Raw genomic sequence first — 20,082 nt, 5'->3', positions numbered from 1 at the left:
TTTTTTATGATTTGTTTAAAGATGAATCAGATATCTTTGCGCAATATTACTAACAACAAAACATGTAGTTATGCGCAATTTTCTTTGGAGCTTATCACTCCTTTTTGCTGGATTTTCTACCTCTTTCGGCCAAACAAATGGGATAGAAAAAGGAACTTATTTATCTATAAATAAGGGAGGGAAAATCAAATTAAATTTATTAGAGAATAATAAGTACGAATTGGTTTTTTATTCAGGAGATTACAAAATTGAAGGAGATTCTCTTATCTTCTTAAAAAACACAAAAACAGTCAATAGATTTGATCTTTCTTTTGTTAAAGATAAAAAAGCAAAAAAGATTAAAATTAAGTTTTTGAATCCTTCTTATTACTCATTTTTTATAGGAACTCAAAATGGTTCTGAAGCAGTTCAATATCAAAGAGTAGCCGATATTAAAACAAAAGTTGATCCAGATTGGAAAACTACTGATTTAGATTTCGAAATAGAAAGAACTGATTTTCTATACTTGGTTTATGAAGATTACAACGGTAAAAGTGACGTAAGCAAATATGCCTTACCGAAAGATGTTTCGGAGGTAACAATAAACTATGATCTGGCGGTTTTGAATGATTTAAATCTTGGAGGATTTTTTGATAAAAAAACAAATGAATTACGAATTTCTGAATCATACGGGAAAGATCCTTTGGTATTTGTAAATGAAAAAGATGAAAAGCCAGCTAAGACTCCAGCAGTCGTTCCAATACAAACTGAAAGTATTTCAAACTGGACGTATCCAGGGAAAGACTCTTATTATGGAGAGAGTTACGGAGGAGCTGTAGTCGATAGCATATATAATAGTCTGCCAGTTGATACTACTGCAATACCAGCAGCAGATTATCCTCTTGATCCTCCTTCTTCTTATACCAAATACGATTTTAAACTAAAAATAGAAGACAATCTAAAAAAGGCAATAGAATCTACCAAAACAGCTAGTAACAAATTTTTGGTAGTTGTGGTTGATGACAAGAATAAAAAGGCAAAAGAAGATTTTGATGCTTTTATAAAAAATCAGGAAACACAAGCTGGATATAGTATGTATGATTCCTATAATGCTCAATATGATATTTATAACTATTATCTGGCTGGAACCAATGATAAAAAATGGCTGAAAAGCAATAAAATTACAAACGATCCAATTGTTATTGTTTTAAACGATAATGGGGATATATTGGCAACAGCAAAAGCTAATTTGTCAAATAAGGAGGAAGCGTTTAATTATTATGGAAATTTTTATCCCAAATTATTGCGTACAAATGCTCTTGTTTCTTTAGGAAAAAATCTGAAAAACCAAAAAGCGTCAGATGATGATCTGATTCAAGCTTTTAATAAAGCGGCATTACTTGCAATATCATACAGTTACGATTCAGATTACATTTCATCAGATCCTACAGAATTAGTTTTTGCAAAAACAGTATTGGATCAAAAAGAAGTGGCACAAAGTTGGAAAAAATTGATTGAGGCTCATCAAAAAGATAAAACAGTAAATATGTATTTGGTGGAAACAATTTTGAAAGAAATCAAAAATGAAGGATTTACAAAACAGCTCTTTAACGAAGATAGAATTCTTAACGACACAGATTTCTTAGCAATTGATTATATATTAAAGCATTCTGACGAAATTGAAAAAGAACTAGGTACATTCAACAATTTGAAAAGAAATGACATGTATGGACAAGTGCCTTTAATGAATAACCCGATTTCTGAAGTTACGAATGCATTACAGCAAAATCTGTACGCTTCTCAGGACGGACTGACTGGGGAGATCAATAAGGAGAAAATCAATTCTATTTATAAAAAGATTATCGCATCAGGAAAAGGTAATTTTGATGTCTACAAAAATTATTTTTATTATTTAAGTCAGATTGTAGATCAGGATGGTTCTAATACAACTTATTTAAGAGAGTTTAATGCCTATTTTGATACAACATTGGCAGGAGCAAGTCCAATAGAAAAATTAGACGCTATTTTCTCTGGATTAGATTCAAGTTCAAGTTATTCTTATGATGGATGGAATTCATTCAAATATTATCATTCAGACATTTCCAATAATGCGGCTTGGGCAGTGGTGACAAATCTTCAGAATTCTAACTTTATCAAAGATGCGATAAAGTGGTCTGAATACAGTTTAGTGTTAACTAAAAACAATCCATATTATTTAGATACTTTGGCGCAGCTATATTATAAAGACGGACAGAAAGATAAAGCTATTGCAACTCAGACTTTAGCGGTAAAATATTTAAGTGATACTGTTGAAGAAGAAACTGCAAGCGAAATAAAAGAAGTATTAGCTAAAATGCAGAATGGAACTTATTAATAAGATTAGCATATAAAATAAAAGCCGATTTCTAAATTTTTAGAAATCGGCTTTTTTATGTTTAGCCAACTAAGATATCTAACAATCTAAGCTAGTCTATAAATCTAGATTTACAATCCAAATGCAGCTTTTACTTGGTCAACAAAATCAAGTTTTTCCCATGTAAACAATTCAACAGTAACTGTTTTTTCGTTTCCGCCTGGAGCAGAGAAAGTTTTAGTTACCGTTTCTGGTTTACGTCCCATGTGTCCGTAAGCAGCAGTTTCGCTATAAATTGGGTTTCTTAATTTTAAACGTTGCTCAATAAAGTAAGGACGCATATCGAAGATAGCTTCTACTTTTTTAGCGATTTCACCGTTAGTTAAGTTTACTTTAGAAGTTCCATAAGTTTCAATGAAGATTCCCATTGGCTCAGCAACTCCAATTGCGTAAGAAACTTGAACTAAGATTTCGTCAGCAACACCGGCAGCAACTAAGTTTTTAGCGATATGACGAGTTGCATAAGCAGCACTTCTGTCTACTTTACTTGGATCTTTTCCAGAGAATGCACCACCACCGTGAGCACCTTTTCCACCGTAAGTATCCACGATAATTTTTCTTCCTGTTAAACCAGTATCTCCGTGAGGTCCTCCAATAACGAATTTTCCTGTTGGGTTAATATGGTAGTTGATTTTATCGTTAAATAAATGAGCGTGTTCTGGGTTTTTAGCAATAATTCTTGGAATCAAGATTTCGATAATATCTTTTTTGATTTTAGCCAACATTGCAGCTTCTTCATCAAAATCATCATGCTGAGTTGAGATAACAATCGCATCAATACGAGTTGGTTTGTTATCATCGCTGTATTCTAAAGTTACCTGAGATTTAGCATCTGGACGTAAATAAGTGATTTCTTTGTTCTCACGTCTTAAAATAGCTAATTCTTGTAATAATTTATGAGATAAATCTAATGCCAATGGCATGTAGTTTTCAGTTTCGTTTGTAGCGTAACCAAACATCATTCCTTGGTCACCTGCGCCTTGTTCTTCTGGCTTAGCTCTGTCAACACCTTGATTAATGTCTGCAGACTGCTCGTGAATAGCTGATAAAATTCCACAAGAATTTGCTTCAAACATATATTCACTTTTAGTATATCCAATTTTACGGATTACCTCACGTGCAATTTGCTGAACATCAAGATAAGTATTCGATTTTACTTCACCTGCTAAAATAACCTGACCAGTTGTAACTAACGTTTCGCAAGCTACTTTTGAGTCAGCGTCAAATGCCAAAAAGTTGTCAATTAATGCATCCGAAATTTGATCTGCAACTTTGTCTGGATGCCCTTCACTAACAGATTCTGACGTAAATAAATAAGCCATAATAATGTAATAAAAATGTATTAGTTTTAAATTTAAGCGAGGAAAATAATTGCTAAAAAGGGCTAAAGGAGAGTTTCTGCTTTAGCATTTTTTACTGCTGAAATGAATCTTTCAGCATTCACAATGAAACCATTTCATTATGAAGAGGTTGCAATCAGTTCAAATTTTTCCTCTGTTTCGGGTGCAAAGGTATGAAACCATTTTGATTTGCAAATTAAAGTTCAACTTTTTTTATTTTTTCTAGCAGAAATTTAACAATAACATACTATTTTGATAGGGTAATAGAAAATATTTTGTTTTTTGTTTGGTCGATTAAAAAATAGTTTGCAACTTTGCCCCGTTAAAACAAAGAAACAAATGAAATTTACAGTTTGCAATATGATGTCTTGTAAGATGCCGGAGTTCTCCGCAGAGACGCTATTGTAGTTATTTTTCAATAAAATATAAATAGAACCTCTGCCGAATCGCAGAGGTTTTTTTTATGTCAAAAATAAATCTGTAAGATTTTTTTTAAGCCAAATACAATAATTAATCAGTAAAAAAAAGAAATGAAGAAAAATGTACTAATCGTTTTAGGTCTTGTGACTTTTTCAGGACTTTATGCTCAAGAAAATAAAAAAGAGCAAGACAGTTTAAAAAACAACGAACTGTCTGAAGTTACTATTATTGGATCAAGAAGTAAAAACAGAGTTAAAACAGATGTGCCTGTTCCAGTTGATGTTTTCAATGTGTCAGAAATAACAAAAGGAGCACCTCAAACCAGTGTAACTCAAATTTTAAATTATGTTGCTCCTTCGTTTACGAGTAATCCAACATCTACGGCAGATGCAACAGACCACGTTGACCCTGCACAATTACGAGGATTAGGGCCAGATCAGGTTCTGATTTTAGTAAACGGAAAAAGAAGACATACAAGTGCTTTGGTAAACATTAACGGATCGCCAGGAAGAGGATCTGTTGGAACAGACCTAAATGCCATTCCGTCTTTTGCCATAGAAAGAATAGAAGTTTTAAGAGATGGAGCGGCCGCGCAATATGGTTCTGATGCGATTGCGGGAGTTATTAATATTGTTCTAAAGAAAAACGCTAATTATTTGACAGGAGGAATTCAATATGGCGCGAATCTATCTTCGGGATCAAATAATTTTGAAGGAGGAGCAGACGGTCAAACTGCTCAAATCGATTTAAACTACGGAACTTCATTGGGCAAACCTGGAAGTTTCTTAAATATCACAGGAACTGCGGTAACGAGACAAGCAACGAGCAGAGCAGGAATTAGAAGCAATCCTATTTTTAATGCCTACAATGCAGTTGAAAACAGAGCAGCAGAAGATGGAGTTGAGATTAACTCTTTATTTAGCAACATTAATACGACTGCTAATTCAGCTCAGATTTTGTCTTCTTTAAAACAATATGCGCCGCAAGTAAGTTATTTTACAACAGCACAGCAAAACGCCATAGCATCAGCTTCAACAATTGCGCAGATGCAGACCGCTTTAAATTTTGATGTAACTAATAATGAATTGGCTTATAGAGGACAGCAGAGAAGTGATTATAATATGAGTGTTGGCCAGTCAGAATTGGCTTCGGGACAAGCATATTACAATGCAAAATATCCTTTAACAGAAACAACTTCTTTATATTCTTTTGGTGGATTATCGTACAGAAGCGGAAAATCATATGCATTTAATAGATTGCCAAATGGTTCTGGAACTTTCACGCAAGTGTATCAAAACGGATTCTTGCCAGAAATTGAATCAAAAATTTTAGATGCTTCTGCAGCAGTTGGTGTAACTACGCAATTATTTGGATTTGATACTGATTTAAGCACAAATTTAGGAACAAACTCTTTTAATTATGATGTAAATAATTCCATCAATGCAACTTTAGGGACAAATTCTCCTTTTAGTTTTGATGCAGGAAAAGTTTCGTTTTTGCAAAGCACAACCAATTTGGATTTTAGTAAAAAGCTAGATGTTCTTTCTGGACTGAATGTTGCTTTTGGAGGTGAATTCAGATATGAAAACTACGAGATTAAAGCAGGAGAAGAAGCTTCTTACGGATTGTATGATGTAAACGGAAATCTAGTTTCTGGAATTTTACCAAGCAATTCACCATTGATTGTAACTGACTTCTTTGGAAACAAACGTGGAGCAGGAGCGCAAGGATTTTCAGGATTTCAGCCTTCAGATGCTAAAGAAAAAAACAGAAAAAGTGGCGCGGCTTACATAGATTTAGAATTGAATGCTACTGAAAAATGGCTTATAAACGGAGCAGCACGTTATGAAAACTATTCAGATTTTGGAAATACGGTTACTTTTAAATTGGCTTCTCTTTTAAAATTAAATGATAATATTAATTGGAGAATTTCTGGACAGACAGGTTTTAGAGCGCCTTCTTTACAGCAAAGATATTTTGAGTCAAGTTCTACTCAGTTTATAAACGGTTCTCCATATCAAGTTGGTTATTTTACAAACGATTCACAAGCAGCAAAAAGCATTGGAATTGAAAGTTTAAAACCAGAAAAATCAAAAAGCATCAGTACAGGATTTACATTCAAAATTCCTGAAGCTAACATAACCATTGCAACTGATGCTTATTTTACAAGAATCAATGACAGAATTGTATTGTCTGGACAATATTCTAGACCAACAGATGCCCAGATCGCAGCGGCAACTTCACCAGAACAAGCTGAAGCGTTGACTTTATTTCAGCAGGCATTTGATTTGAAGGGTGTAGAAAGAGCTTCATTCTGGACAAACGGAATCGATTCTGAAACAAAAGGAATTGATTTGGTAATTTCGCAGAAATACGATGTAATTCAGGATTTCACAATTAGAAATGATTTTGCATTAAGCTTCAACGAAACTAAAAGAGTAGGAGATCTACATATTCCGCAGTCTATCGTTAATGCTGGAGGAGAACCTTACATCTATTCTTTCTTTCCAGAATCAAGCCGAGTATATTTGGAAGAAGCGATTCCAAAATTGAAAGCCAATTTGATGACAACTTTCAATATTAAAAAACTGGATATTTATTTAAGAAACAGCTATTTCGGAAAAGTTACAGATCCAGGAGCAACAGATGTTAATCTGGACGGATTTTCTTCTGTATACGAACATCCAGAATACAGCGCAAAATTGGTTACCGATTTATCTTTAGGATATCAGATCAACGAGCATTTGAGAGCTACAATTGGAGTTAATAATATAGGAGATGTTTATCCAGACAGAAATAATCCTGCAACTCCTGCATTTACAAACACAACGCCAACTTTGTCGCCAGCGCCAAGTACAGATTTGACAAATGCGAATCAGTTTGCATATTCAAGAGCAGTTTCTCAATTCGGATTAAACGGAAGATTTGGTTTTGCTCGTTTGAGCTTTAAATTTTAATTAAATAAATTTCTTTCAAGTCTTTATTTGAAAGGCTTGAAAGAAATTTCAAAAAAAAATAGTACAAAATTTCAATTTTAATTTGGTCGTTCAAAAAATACTTATTATATTTACTCTATCGAATTAGTCGAATTTAAAAAATAGTCGAATTCAAATTTTAAATCAAAATGAAAACAATAGCAAAAGGAAATATGATGTGTTGTAAGATGATGCAAATGTGCATCCCAATTTGCTGTTGCCAAAAGTGAGAGAGACAATCTTTGTTATAGTTAAACTATAAGCCCTTTTGGTCGCCATCCGAAAGGGCTTTTTTATTTCCAACATTTTAAATTTTAAATCATGAATACACTAGATATAAATACAATCGCATTTCAATACTTATTAAGAAATAATAATTCGGAAGAGACATCGACTGAAACGCTAAAATATGATCCTGCACAGCAGACAAAAACACAAAAATCATTACTATTTCATTTATATGATCTTGAAGAAGAAGCTGAAGATATTTTAGCTTAAATCAATTTCAAAAATTAAAATCAATTACAATATATAAACGTATTAAAAATACCTAAAAAACTAAGAAATCATGAGTACACAAAAATTTGCAACAAACGCATTACACGCAGGACACGACGTAACTAAAAACGCAGGAACAAGAGCCGTGCCTATTTATCAGACATCATCATATGTATTTAATAACGCCGATCATGCGGCCAATTTATTTGGTCTTGCCGAAGCTGGATTTATCTACACGAGATTAAACAACCCGACAAATGATATTTTAGAACAACGTCTGGCAGCACTCGAAGGCGGAATTGGAGCTGTAGTAACAGCTTCTGGAGCATCGGCAATTTCTACAACTTTATTGACTTTGCTAAAAGCAGGAGATCATATTGTTGCGTCAAATAGTTTATACGGAGGAACTTATAATCTTCTAAAAGTTACCTTGCCAAGATTAGGAATTACTACCACATTTGTAGATCCGTCAAAACCTGAAAACTTTACAAAAGCAGCAAAAGAAAATACAAGAGCTTTCTTTGTTGAGTCTCTAGGAAATCCAAAATTAGATGTATTAGACTTAAAAGCAATTTCGGCAGAAGCCAAAGCATTCAAAGTACCATTTATAGTAGACAATACAGTTGCGACACCTTATTTATTAAACCCAATTAAATATGGTGCCGATATTGTAATTCACTCCTTAACTAAATATATCGCAGGAAACGGAACTTCATTAGGAGGCGTTATCATTGATGCTGGAAACTTTGATTGGGCAAACGGAAAATTCCCCGAATTTACCGAGCCATCTGCAGGATACCACGGATTAGTATATCATGAAGCTTTAGGAAATGCCGCTTTTATAGCAAAAGCTCGAATTGAAGGTCTGCGTGATTTTGGTGCCGCTTTGAGTCCATTTAATGCTTTTCAGATTATTCAGGGACTAGAAACACTTCCAATCCGAATCAAGAAACACAGTGAAAATGCTTTGGCTCTAGCTGAATGGTTAGAAAAACAAGATGAGGTAGTCTGGGTAAATTATCCAGGTCTAAAATCAAATAAATATTTTGATCTGGCCAAAGAATATTTGCCAGAAGGTCAAAGCGGCATTATCACTTTCGGATTAAAAGGAGGTTTTGATGCAGCCAAAAAAGTGGTAGATGATACCAAATTATTCTCTCTGCTGGCTAACATTGGTGATACGAAATCATTGATTATTCACCCTGCAAGCACTACACACCAGCAATTAACAGAATCAGAGCAAATAGAAACAGGAGTCTCTAAAGATTTGATTCGTCTATCTGTTGGAATTGAAGATATAGAAGATTTGATTGCAGATCTGCAAGCTGTTTTTGAAAGTGTTTCGCTTTCTCAATTCAGCATCAATAAAAATTAGGTTTTTTTGTTTTTTGTTTGAAAAATTGCCTTTAGCGAGTGGTTTTGCTAAAGGTAATTTTTTATGAAAAACACCATTATAAAATTTAAATCATATGTAGAGACGCACTGCAGTGCGTCTAATTGATAAACGTTGGAATATTAATGAACTAACATCACTTATATGGTTTTAAAAAATTAAAAATGTTAGAAATTATGTCAAAGCTTAAAATAAACATTATCCTTTTCGGAATTGGTAATATCGGAAGTACTTTGATTAATCAAATTGTTGAAAGTCAGGAGTTTTTTCTGGAAAGTAAAAATGTCGATTTTCATTTTCCAATAATAACCAATTCGACGGTTGCTTTTTTTGAGAAAGAAGGCGTTGGATATGCTTGGGAAACCAATTTTAGACAATTGGCTGTTCCTTTTAAAGTAGAAGATATTGTCGAATTTGCACAAGAAAATGAATTCGAAAACTTGATTGCCGTAGACGCAACAGCCAGCGATGAATTGGTGAAGCATTACAATACGTTAATCAAAAATGGATTCAATATTGTAGCAGTAAACAAAAAAGCCAATACGCTCCCGATTGACTTATATAAAGAACTGAGAGCAGATCTTAAAAAGTATGACAAGGAGTTTTTTTATGAAACATCTGTTGAGGCTGGAATTCCTGTTTTGCAAACCTTAAGAGATTTGTATTATTCGGGAGAAAAAATCACTAAGATTCGAGGGGTTTTCTCTGATAATTTGAGTTATGTCTTTAATCGATTTTCATCGGAAGATGTTTCGTTTTCGTCTGTTTTAAAAGATGCAAGCCTTTTAGGTTTAATGAAATCAAACTTCAAAGAAGATTTATCAGGAAATGATACAGCAAGAAAGCTTCTGATATTGGCTAGAGAAATTGGAAAAGATTTTGAGCTTTCAGATATTAAAATTAAGCCGTTTATAACCGAAGAACATTTGGAAAAAAATGGTGTGTTAAATAAAGACGCAGTCGATAAATCTTTTAAGATTGCCAAAATTACTCAGGCAGAAAGTCATGTGCTTCGATATGTAGGAGAATTTGATATTGAAAAAGGCACTTTGGAAGCCAAATTGATTTCTGAACCAGTCGATTCTCCAATCGGGCAATTGAAAGGTTCTGATACCATTTTTGAAATTTATACCAAATCGTACGCCGATATTCCGATTGTAATTCAGAGTGCTCCACCATGCAAACAGGCAATTTCAAGAGGAATTATAACTGATATTCTGAAAATTGCAGAACGAATTAGGGCTAAAGAAGCCGTTTGGCTATAAATTTTTAGAAAAAAATAAAAAAAAGAAAAAAAGTTCTTTGATAAATTGATTTGTCAAATGGAATTATTAAGGAAAATATGTTTTTTTGTAGGTTTTTTACCTTTATTATTTCGTTTTCGTTTTTGTAAGACGTTTTTTGTCGTTAAAAAACTGATTTTTAACGATTTTTGTAATTAAATTCTTGAATTTAATTTGTGTAATAAAAAAAATATTTGCATATTTGTTATACCCAAAATCTACTAGAAATCAAATGAACTTAAAAGTCAACAAAATGTTTTGTGCCATTTCGGTTAAGACCGAGGTTGGGGTGTCTATTGCTTAAAAAAATTGTAAGAATACAATAATAATATAGTAAAAGCCTCCCAAGAAAAATTGGGAGGCTTTTTAATTTACAACAAATGCAGAATTTAAATAAAATACAATATAAATCACAGATGAATAAATCCTTACAGATGAACAAGATGTTTACTGTCGCGCTTATTTGCGCATACGTCTGTTGATACTAAAAGTATAAATGAGTTTAAAAACTTAAACCCTTTTGGTATCTAGAAAATCCAAAAGGGTTTTTTTATTCCCGAAAGGGGCTTAACACAAACATAAAAGAGAAATAAAGATTATAAAACGCAACTTAACTAAAACTTAATATCATGAGCACATTGAACTACTTAGCAGAAAAAATTTCAGATTTGAAAAATAGAAGAACAAGAAAAAATAATCCGCCTCCACCAATAAACGAATTGGCTCATCCAAGATTCGGAATAACAGAGGCTGAAATCACAGAGGAAGGTAAAGCAGCAGAGAAAAAAGTACCTAACTCTTTATTGTTTTTGATGTATTCAAAAGAAAATGAAACGCTTTTTATCTAAACGGAAAAGCATCATAAACTAGGGTAAAACCTGCTTAATTTTACTGGACATTTTTGTTCGGTAAATTTTTGCGTATAATAGTTTTTGCTAAAATAAGTCTCAGAAATTTAACAAACACTTTTAGATAAAATTTGTTTGTTAGAGAAAATAGTAGTTAATTTGCACCGTTAAGTTCAAACACGTATTGAAATGTTATAAAGAAAGGACGAGGGATTAGACCCGATGAAGCCTTAGCAACCCTTCGTTAAAACGAAGAAGGTGCTACATTCTACCACGCCAAACGTGGAAAGATAACAACAAGATTTTTTCTAGTTAAACCTAGTTTTTCTTTCTAATATTTCCATATACAAATCAATAATACAACAGATTTGAAATTGGAAAATATACCAAATCCCATTATAATTCAAGATTTCATCACAGAAAGTGATGCAACTTATCATTCTATACCATTAAGTTTTACGCTGGCAGGTCAACCTCTGCACAGCGCGCCTATTGTTTTGGTTAACCATGCTTTAACTGGAAATTCGCAAGTTACTGGCGAAAGTGGCTGGTGGAATGACTTGATTGGCGAAGGCAAAACCATTGATACTGCTGTTTACACCATTTTGTCTTTTGATGTTCCAGGAAACGGAAACGATTCTTTCTTAATCGATAACTATTTAGATTTTACAGCCAGAGACATTGCAAGAATTTTTATCGAAGGTGTGAAAACTTTAAATATCGAAAAGCTTTTTGCAGTTATTGGAGGTTCTGTTGGAGGTGGAATTGCTTGGGAAATTTTAGCATTAGCGCCAAATATCACAGAAAACCTTATTCCGATAGCGAGCGACTGGAAATCGACAGATTGGCTTATCGCAAATTGCTTTTTACAAGAGCAAATTCTTAATAATTCGTCGAAACCAATTGAAGACGCCAGAATACATGCCATGCTTTGTTACCGTTCGCCAGAATCTTTCAAAGAAAAATTTCAGCGTACCATAAACCAAGATCTTTTAATTTTTAATATCGAAAGCTGGTTGGCGCATCATGGAAAAAAATTGCAGAAAAGATTTCAGTTGTCTTCTTATAAATTAATGAATCAGTTGCTTAAAACAATTGATATTACTAGAAATAGTGAAAGTTTTGAAAACTTAATGTCTAAAACAAAAGCTTCAATTCATATTGTCGGAATCAATTCAGATTTGTTTTTTACAGCAAAAGAAAACGTAGAAACTTATGAAGAGTTGAAGAAGTTTAAAGACAATGTTTTCTATAGCGAAATTGATTCGGTTCACGGACATGACGCTTTTTTAATCGAGTACAAACAATTAGATCATTTACTTGCCGATATTTTTAAGGCAGAAACAATAAAGAAATAAAATGAAAGTATTAAAATTTGGAGGTAAATCGTTAGCAAACGGAGAAGGACTTAACAAAGTTGTTTCAATCATTTCTGATAAAGTAAATCAAGGTGAAAAAATTGCCGTTGTAGTTTCTGCACGCGGAAATGCTACTGACGAATTAGAGTTTATTTTAAGCATTGCAGCTAAAAATGGCAGTTATAAAGAATTATTAGAGAATTTTAAAAAATATCAAATATCAGATTATCCACAGGTTGATTTATCTGAAGAATTTAATGTCTTAGACAAACTTTTTGAAGGAGTAAGTCTAATTGGTGATTACAGCAAAAAAATCAAAGATCAGATTTTATCTAAAGGAGAATTGCTTTCGGCTAAATTATTGACGGCTATTTTACTGGAAAAAGGAATTCCTGCCAATTTTGTAGATACAAGAGATTTGTTGAAAACAGATTCTAAATTTGGCGATGCTCAGCCTTTAGAACAGCTTTCAAAGAAAAACGTAGTAAATTATTTTAAAGAACATAACGGCGAAACGGTTAATATAGTTACAGGCTTCATTGGCTCAAACAACAACAACGACACAACTACTTTAGGTAGAAATGGCAGTAACTATACCGCTTCGTTAATCGCAAATTATTTAAACGCAGAAGAATTACAAAACTTCACGCACGTAGACGGAATCTATACTGCAAATCCAGATTTGGTTGCAGATGCTAAAAAAATCGAATATTTATCGTTTAACGAAGCAAATGAGCTGGCAAATTTTGGAGCAACGATTCTTCATGCTAAGACGATTATTCCTTTGTTAGAAAAGAATATCCCGTTACGAATTTTAAATACTTTCAATCATGAAAATCGCGGAACTTTAATTACATCGGATTCTTCTAAAGAAGGGATTAAAACACTTTCTGTTTTAGAAAATGTCTCTCTTGTAAATCTTGAAGGACGTGGATTACTTGGAAAAGCGGGAGTTGATGCCCGAATTTTTAAAGTAATGGGCGATCACAATATTAGTGTAAGCATCATTTCTCAAGGTTCTTCAGAAAGAGGAATCGGTCTTGTGGTGGCAACAGAAAAAGCTACTCTTGCGATGGTTGAATTAGAAAAAGAGTTTGAAAATGACTTTTATTCTAAAGATGTAAATCAAATCACGGTTACAGACAATGTATCAGTAATTTCGATTATTGGACAGGATTTAAGTACTTTCCATAAACCATACACCGCTTTAATCAAAAATAAAATTGTTCCAATTTTATTCAACAACACTGTAACAGGTAAAAACGTGAGTTTAGTTGTGAAAAAAGAGGAATTAAACAAAGCTCTGAACGTAATTCACGGAGAGATTTTTGGAGTTTCTAAAAAGATCAACATTGCCATTTTCGGTCACGGATTAGTTGGAGGAACTTTAATCAATCAGATTTTAGAATCGGCTGCAGCAATTGAAAAACGTAAAGACATTAAGCTTAATGTTTTCGCTATAGCGAATTCTAAAAAACTGCTTTTAAATAAATACGGTGTTAACAGCAATTGGAAAAGCGAAATTGAAACCAAAGGCGAAGCTTACACCATAAAAGATATTATTGCTTACGCGAATGAGCATCACTTAGAGAACTTAATTGCGATTGATAACACCGCAAGCGCAACTTTTGTTGAGAATTACATTCCGCTTGTAGAAAGCAGTTTCGATTTGATTTCTTCTAATAAAGTGGCAAATACATTAAGCTATGGTTTCTACAAAGAGTTAAGAAAAGCATTAGCAGAAAACCAAAAGAATTATTTATATGAAACCAATGTTGGTGCGGGATTACCATTAATTGATACGATTAAATTATTACACCTTTCAGGAGAAAATATCACAAAAATAAAAGGAGTTTTCTCTGGAACTTTAAGTTATTTATTCAATAATTTCTCAGCGAAAGATGCTCCATTTAGTGAAATCTTGCAAGAAGCAATTGATAACGGATATACTGAACCAGATCCGCGTGAGGATTTATGCGGAAATGATGTTGGTAGAAAATTATTAATTTTAGCTAGAGAATTAGATTTGCAAAATGAATTTGAAGAAATCTCAATTCAGAATTTAATTCCAGAACACCTACGCGAAGGAAGTGCTGCCGATTTCTTGACAAAATTGAAAGAATTCGATCCAATTTATGCTAAAATAAAAGCAGAACAACAGCCAAATCATGTTTTAAGATATATTGGTGAATTGTCTGGAGATTTGCAAAATGACAAAGGAAATCTAGAAGTTAAATTAGTTTCAGTGCCAAAAGATACTGCATTAGGCGGATTAAAAGGTTCAGATTCTTTCTTCGAAATTTATACAGAATCTTACGGAGATCGTCCAATCGTTATTCAAGGAGCCGGTGCAGGTTCTGCGGTAACGGCAAGAGGAGTTTTTGGAGATATTTTAAGATTATCTGATAAAGGATAATAATGCAACAGCAATAAAAGAAAGAAAAATCTTAAATTCGTAACTTAATTAAATAGTTTTAAAAGTATGAAAAAGATTTTTATCTTATTGTTGATTTCAAATAGTATCATGGCTCAGGTTTCTAATGTTATTAGGAACAAAGACAGTTATACTCAGGATGTTTTTCCGTACAAAGGAGTAAGAATAATTCAGGTTGATGAGGTAAGCTCTCCAGGGAATGAAGAAAATGTTTTTATTTTTTCTAAGATTGAAAAAAATGTTATTCCTGACAAAATGTATTTCCAAAGGTTTACGAAAGTAAATGATAAATGGGTTTTAAAATCGATTTTGGAAGTAAACCACAACGGAATTATTTCATCTTGGGGAAGCCGAAAAGCATTTGGAGATTATAATAAAGACAAAAGTGTAGATGCTCTTTTTATTTACGGATTATACAATGCTGATTTTAAGCAACAGTCAGTTCATCTTGTATTTTCCCAAAAAGATAAATTTTACAGCATAGAGTCAAGTGTTTCAGATAATTTTGGAACAGACAAGTTTTCAGATAATTTTAAATCTTTAGATGCAGAATCTAAAAAACAGGTTTTAGAGTATTGGAATAAATTAGATAAAAAAGACAAATAACTTAGGAATAAATACCATGAAAGTAACTTTAAACAGAGTAAATGATGCATTTCATTTCAAAGTGAAAAATGAACGCGGTCACATAGTTGACGTTGACAGCAGAGCTGAATTTGGCGGAAGTGATTTAGGTGCAAGCCCAATGGAACTGGTATTAATGGGAGTTGCAGGATGCAGCGCTATTGATATGATTTCGATCTTAAAAAAACAACGTCAGGAAATTACTTCTTTCAACGCTGAGGTTGAAGGAACTAGAGTTCAAATCGAAGAAGCAAAACCTTTTAAAGAAATCGATGTGGTTTTTTATTTAGAAGGAGAAATCAATCCTGATAAAGCAAAAAAAGCGGCTCAACTTTCTTTTGAGAAATACTGTTCGGTAGCTAAAACGGTTGAACCAACAGCGACAATTAAATACAAAGTTGTCTTGAACAACGAAGCTTTATAAATTAGATAATTTGTCAATTAGATAATTAGAAAATGCTCAGATTGCGCATAAATAATTGACTTGTTTTGGGTTTAGATTTCAGTTTTAAAACTTAAAACTTGAAACCTGAAACAAAAAAAACAAAAAAAACAACACACAATGAATACAGAAGAATTTGGTTTTGAAACACAAGCCATCAGAACACAATTAGAAAGATCTCAATATTTAGAACATTCGGTGCCTTTGTACCTTTCATCAAGCTTTGTTTTTGAAGATGCTGAAGATATGAGAGCTTCTTTTACAGAAGAAAAGGAAAGAAATATTTACAGCCGTTTTAGCAATCCAAACACTTCGGAGTTTGTAGACAAGATCTGCAAAATGGAAGGAGCCGATTCTGGTTATGCATTTGCAACAGGAATGGCAGCAGTATATTCTACTTTTGCCGCTTTGTTAAACTCTGGAGATCATATTGTTTCTGCGAGCAGTGTTTTTGGTTCAACTCACGCTTTGTTCATGACTTATTTTCCAAAATGGAATATCGAAACTTCTTATTTCGAAATTAATAAGCCGGAAACAATAGAAAGTTTCATTAAGCCAAATACTAAAATATTATACGCCGAATCTCCAACAAACCCTGGAGTTGATGTAATCGATTTAGAATTGTTAGGAAATATTGCTAAAAAGCACAATTTGATTTTAATTATAGATAATTGTTTTGCAACGCCATATTTACAGCAGCCAATTAAATTTGGAGCGCATTTGGTGATTCATTCAGCTACTAAATTGATTGATGGTCAAGGACGCGTTTTAGGCGGAGTAACAGTTGGAGATGCAGAATTAATCAGACAGATTTATTTGTTTTCTAGAAATACAGGACCAGCTTTATCACCGTTTAATGCTTGGGTTCTTTCAAAAAGTTTAGAAACATTGGCTGTTCGCGTTGACAGACATTGCGAAAATGCATTAAAAGTTGCTGAGTTTTTAGAAAGTCACCCGAATGTAAACAGCGTAAAATATCCGTTCTTGAAATCGCATCCACAATACGAAATTGCTAAAAAACAAATGAAAGCTGGTGGAAACATCATTGCATTTGAAATTAAAGGCGGAATCGAAGCAGGAAGAAAATTCTTGAATTCAATTCAACTTTGCTCATTATCTGCAAATATTGGAGATACGAGAACAATTGTAACTCATCCAGCTTCTACAACACACAGCAAATTATCTGAAGAAGATCAATTGGCAGTAGGAATCACGCAAGGTTTAGTTCGTGTTTCTGTTGGTTTAGAAACGGTTGAAGATGTAATTGCAGATTTAAAGCAAGCATTGGCTTAAACATAAAATATAATATTTTTGAAGGGCTGTTTTTTTGAAATAGCCCTTTCTTTGTTATTGAAAGAATCACTCTTCTTAATTTAGTTTTACAATATATGAAAAAACCAAGATTGCTTTTTCTGTCAGATTTGTTTGGAGGCAATCCTGAATGGATTCAGAATTATATCGAAATTTTAGAACTTAAATTTGATGTTCAATATTATGATGTTTTAAAATTAGCTCAGATTGATTCTTCAAGTGATGAAATCCATAATCAATTTTTGAATGGCGGAATTGAAAAAGCTGTAAATAACTTATTGGATTTGGAGAGGGAAAATGCCTCAGTTTTAGGTTTTAGCATTGGTGGAACAATTGCTTGGAAAGCTTGCTTAAGAGGTTTAAAAGTTAGCGAGTTAGTAGCTGTCTCTTCGACAAGATTGCGTTATGAGGAAGAAAAACCTAATTGCAGTATAAAACTTTATTATGGCGATAAAGACAAAAATGTGCCAAATTCAAGCTGGTTTCTGGATCTAAAAATTCCCAATGAGATTCTTGAAAGTCAAAATCATCAATTGTATATGGAAAAAGAAAATGCATCTCTAATTTGTGATGATTTTTTGTAGTTTTTTACTTAAAAATTATATTTTTGTTGCGACTAAAATTATAACCAAAAGTTTAACTAACAATTAATTGCATATGAGCAATTCTACTTACGTTTTAGATGACAAATTATTAGTGTCTGCAGGGGCACGTTTTTTAAATTACATAATTGATCTTTTTATATTTTTTATAATCCTGATTGCAATTGGTGCAATGATAGGTATTCTTTCTGCATTATTTGGGCTTACAGGATTAGCAGCATGGATGGATGGTTTAGGCGATTTAGGGTGGAATGTCATTGCTATTGTAGTTTCTCTAGTTTATTATATTACTATGGAAGCTTTATTTGGAAGAACTGTAGGGAAATTTGCTACAGGTTGTATTGTTGTAGATGAAAATGGTAAGAAACCAGATTTTGGAACAATTGTTAAAAGAAGCTTATGCCGATGTATTCCTTTTGACGCTCTAACTTTTTTGGGAGGCTCTAGAGGTTGGCATGATTCGATATCAGAGACCTATGTTGTAAGTAAGAAGGCTTTGGATGAAGAAATAAAAACGTTTCATGAATTCAATTTAATAGGTGTAGAAGAGGCAAATTAATTAAACTATACTAATTTAGTAGAATATAAGTTTGGATCTGTTATATTCTCATTTAAAAAGATTATTTTTGTTGCAGAAAATATACGTATTGTTTGTTTTAGTTCATTTTGCTAATTATCGGAACTAGAATTTGCAGTTACAATCTAAAACTTAAAAATGCTTTCAAAAAAGACAAAATACGGAATTAAAGCTCTTACATATTTAGCCAGAAGAGAAAATAATGAACCTGTGCAAATTGCCGAAATTGCTAAAAGCGAGCATATTTCGATAAAATTTCTGGAAAGTATTTTGTTGTTGCTTAGAAATTCAGGTTTTCTTGGTGCAAAAAAAGGAAAAGGTGGGGGGTATTATCTGATAAAAGATCCTAAAGATATTAGTATGGCTAAAGTATACAGAATTCTTGAGGGACCCATAGCATTATTGCCTTGCGCGAGTCATAATTTTTATGAAAGATGTGATGATTGCGATGACGAATCCACTTGTGCAGCACGACGTTTAATGACGGAAGTTCGTGATAATACACTTAAGATATTAGAAAGTAATTCTCTGGCAGATATTGCATTTTAGGAAATGCTATTATTTATAAAACAAAAGACCATTTCTGAATTTGAAATGGTCTTTTTTCTATTTATGATGTATTAGAAAATCAATTTATACCCAGCTAAGAAAAGCATTACTGCGATTGCATTTCTAAGAAACTGATCAGGTACTTTTCCGCTTAGCATACTTCCCATATAGATTCCAGGAAGCGATCCCATTAATAATTGACCTAATAAACCTAAATCTAAATTTCCCATAGAAGCATGCCCAAGACCTGCAACTAGGGTTAATGGAACAGCGTGTGCAATTTCAGTTCCTACTAAACGAGGAGTTGGTAAAAGCGGATAAAGAAAAAATAGAGTTACAGTTCCTAGCGCTCCCGCTCCAATAGAAGTTAAAGTTACAGTTGCACCTAGTAAAACTCCAATTGCAATTGTAAGCATATTTTGAGTGGTACTTGCGCTATGAAATTTATCTCCAGCATGTTTTTGAGAAAAAACTAAAAGTTTCTTTTTGAATATAATCGCTACCGAAGTAAACAATAAAGCCCAGCCTAAACTATATTTAATAACGCCATTTATAGTTTCAATATCAGTTTTAATACTGTTTAAAATCCATAATGTGATTAAAGAAGCGGGAACACTGCCAAGAGTGAGCCAGCCTGTAATTTTCCAGTTGATATTGCCTTTTTTATTGTGAACAAAAACACCACCTGCTTTAGTAAACGCAGCGTACAATAAATCGGTTCCTACTGCGGTTGTTGGCGGAATATTAAAATATAATAAAATAGGAGTCATTAATGAGCCTCCACCAACACCTGTTAATCCGACAATAAAACCAACTACTAAACCTGCAATTACAAGACCGATCTGAAAATCCATGAAAAAATATTTGCCGCTAAAATAATAACAATTTTATAATTATCCTATAGATTTTGTAGAGATTAAATGTGTATTTTTGCGGATCACAAAATTGAAGCGTGTTGTTAAAATAACAAGAGGCAGCATTTAATTTGTTAAAATAATCACTAATTCCTTTTTAAATCTCTTTTAACTTGGTTTAT

The 20,082-nt window shown here is 33.0% G+C and carries 16 protein-coding genes and 1 riboswitch; of the genes, 14 read left to right on the top strand and 2 right to left on the bottom strand.

Annotated features, from left to right (window positions below; genetic code table 11):
* Positions 1-70 precede the first annotated feature (70 nt).
* Complete coding sequence (locus tag AAYQ05_RS15825; RefSeq protein WP_343544379.1) at positions 71-2,353, top strand: hypothetical protein; 2,283 nt, start codon at positions 71-73, stop codon at positions 2,351-2,353.
* Positions 2,354-2,463: 110 nt separating this feature from the next.
* Here AAYQ05_RS15825 and metK read toward each other — a convergent pair whose 3' ends face one another.
* The gene (gene metK / locus AAYQ05_RS15820) at positions 2,464-3,714 is read right to left on the bottom strand and encodes a methionine adenosyltransferase (RefSeq protein WP_111367782.1); all 1,251 of its coding nucleotides are present in this window, start codon (positions 3,712-3,714) and stop codon (positions 2,464-2,466) included.
* A gap of 548 nt (positions 3,715-4,262) precedes the next feature.
* On the opposite strand from metK, the gene AAYQ05_RS15815 reads away from it, so the two are divergent.
* The 13 genes from AAYQ05_RS15815 to AAYQ05_RS15755 all read left to right on the top strand — a co-directional run bounded on the left by AAYQ05_RS15815 (position 4,263) and on the right by AAYQ05_RS15755 (position 19,046).
* Positions 4,263-7,109 (top strand): TonB-dependent receptor plug domain-containing protein, encoded by a 2,847-nt coding sequence (locus AAYQ05_RS15815; protein WP_343544378.1) that lies wholly within the window; start codon positions 4,263-4,265, stop codon positions 7,107-7,109.
* A 339-nt stretch (positions 7,110-7,448) separates the two neighbouring features.
* The gene (locus AAYQ05_RS15810) at positions 7,449-7,625 is read left to right on the top strand and encodes a hypothetical protein (RefSeq protein WP_177211093.1); all 177 of its coding nucleotides are present in this window, start codon (positions 7,449-7,451) and stop codon (positions 7,623-7,625) included.
* Positions 7,626-7,695: 70 nt separating this feature from the next.
* A complete protein-coding gene (locus tag AAYQ05_RS15805) occupies positions 7,696-9,000 on the top strand; it encodes an O-acetylhomoserine aminocarboxypropyltransferase/cysteine synthase family protein (RefSeq protein WP_343544377.1) in 1,305 nt (434 codons plus the stop codon).
* Between the two features lie 194 nt (positions 9,001-9,194).
* Positions 9,195-10,283 carry a homoserine dehydrogenase family protein gene (locus AAYQ05_RS15800; protein WP_343544376.1) on the top strand — a complete coding sequence of 363 codons (1,089 nt, stop codon included), beginning with the start codon at positions 9,195-9,197 and terminating at the stop codon, positions 10,281-10,283.
* A 647-nt stretch (positions 10,284-10,930) separates the two neighbouring features.
* Entirely contained in the window at positions 10,931-11,149 is a 219-nt protein-coding gene (locus AAYQ05_RS15795) for a hypothetical protein (RefSeq protein ID WP_343544375.1), read from the top strand.
* A 189-nt stretch (positions 11,150-11,338) separates the two neighbouring features.
* Positions 11,339-11,446: riboswitch (SAM riboswitch) on the top strand.
* 77 nt (positions 11,447-11,523) lie between these two features.
* Positions 11,524-12,507 carry an alpha/beta fold hydrolase gene (locus AAYQ05_RS15790; protein WP_343544374.1) on the top strand — a complete coding sequence of 328 codons (984 nt, stop codon included), beginning with the start codon at positions 11,524-11,526 and terminating at the stop codon, positions 12,505-12,507.
* Between the two features lies 1 nt (position 12,508).
* Entirely contained in the window at positions 12,509-14,923 is a 2,415-nt protein-coding gene (gene thrA, locus AAYQ05_RS15785) for a bifunctional aspartate kinase/homoserine dehydrogenase I (protein ID WP_343544373.1), read from the top strand.
* A 66-nt stretch (positions 14,924-14,989) separates the two neighbouring features.
* On the top strand, positions 14,990-15,547 hold the full coding sequence (locus tag AAYQ05_RS15780) for a hypothetical protein (RefSeq protein ID WP_343544372.1): 558 nt from the start codon (positions 14,990-14,992) through the stop codon (positions 15,545-15,547).
* A 16-nt stretch (positions 15,548-15,563) separates the two neighbouring features.
* On the top strand, positions 15,564-15,989 hold the full coding sequence (locus AAYQ05_RS15775) for an OsmC family protein (RefSeq protein WP_281634721.1): 426 nt from the start codon (positions 15,564-15,566) through the stop codon (positions 15,987-15,989).
* 138 nt (positions 15,990-16,127) lie between these two features.
* Positions 16,128-17,300 carry a trans-sulfuration enzyme family protein gene (locus AAYQ05_RS15770; RefSeq protein WP_198854634.1) on the top strand — a complete coding sequence of 391 codons (1,173 nt, stop codon included), beginning with the start codon at positions 16,128-16,130 and terminating at the stop codon, positions 17,298-17,300.
* A 95-nt stretch (positions 17,301-17,395) separates the two neighbouring features.
* Positions 17,396-17,902, top strand: a complete 507-nt coding sequence (locus tag AAYQ05_RS15765) for an alpha/beta hydrolase (protein ID WP_343544371.1) — start codon at positions 17,396-17,398, stop codon at positions 17,900-17,902.
* Positions 17,903-17,975: 73 nt separating this feature from the next.
* Entirely contained in the window at positions 17,976-18,479 is a 504-nt protein-coding gene (locus AAYQ05_RS15760) for an RDD family protein (protein WP_343544370.1), read from the top strand.
* A gap of 156 nt (positions 18,480-18,635) precedes the next feature.
* A complete protein-coding gene (locus AAYQ05_RS15755; protein WP_008466594.1) occupies positions 18,636-19,046 on the top strand; it encodes an RrF2 family transcriptional regulator in 411 nt (136 codons plus the stop codon).
* Positions 19,047-19,117: 71 nt separating this feature from the next.
* Here the strand turns inward: AAYQ05_RS15755 and AAYQ05_RS15750 are convergent, their stop codons facing one another.
* Positions 19,118-19,900: a sulfite exporter TauE/SafE family protein gene (locus tag AAYQ05_RS15750; protein WP_343544369.1), complete on the bottom strand. Its 783-nt coding sequence runs from the start codon at positions 19,898-19,900 to the stop codon at positions 19,118-19,120.
* Between the last annotated feature and the right edge of the window lie 182 nt (positions 19,901-20,082).

The organism is Flavobacterium movens (assembly GCF_039581425.1).
Lineage (GTDB): Bacteria > Bacteroidota > Bacteroidia > Flavobacteriales > Flavobacteriaceae > Flavobacterium > Flavobacterium luteolum.
The sequence above is the reverse complement of the archived record's forward strand: the minus strand, read 5'-3'. Positions and strand labels throughout refer to the sequence as shown.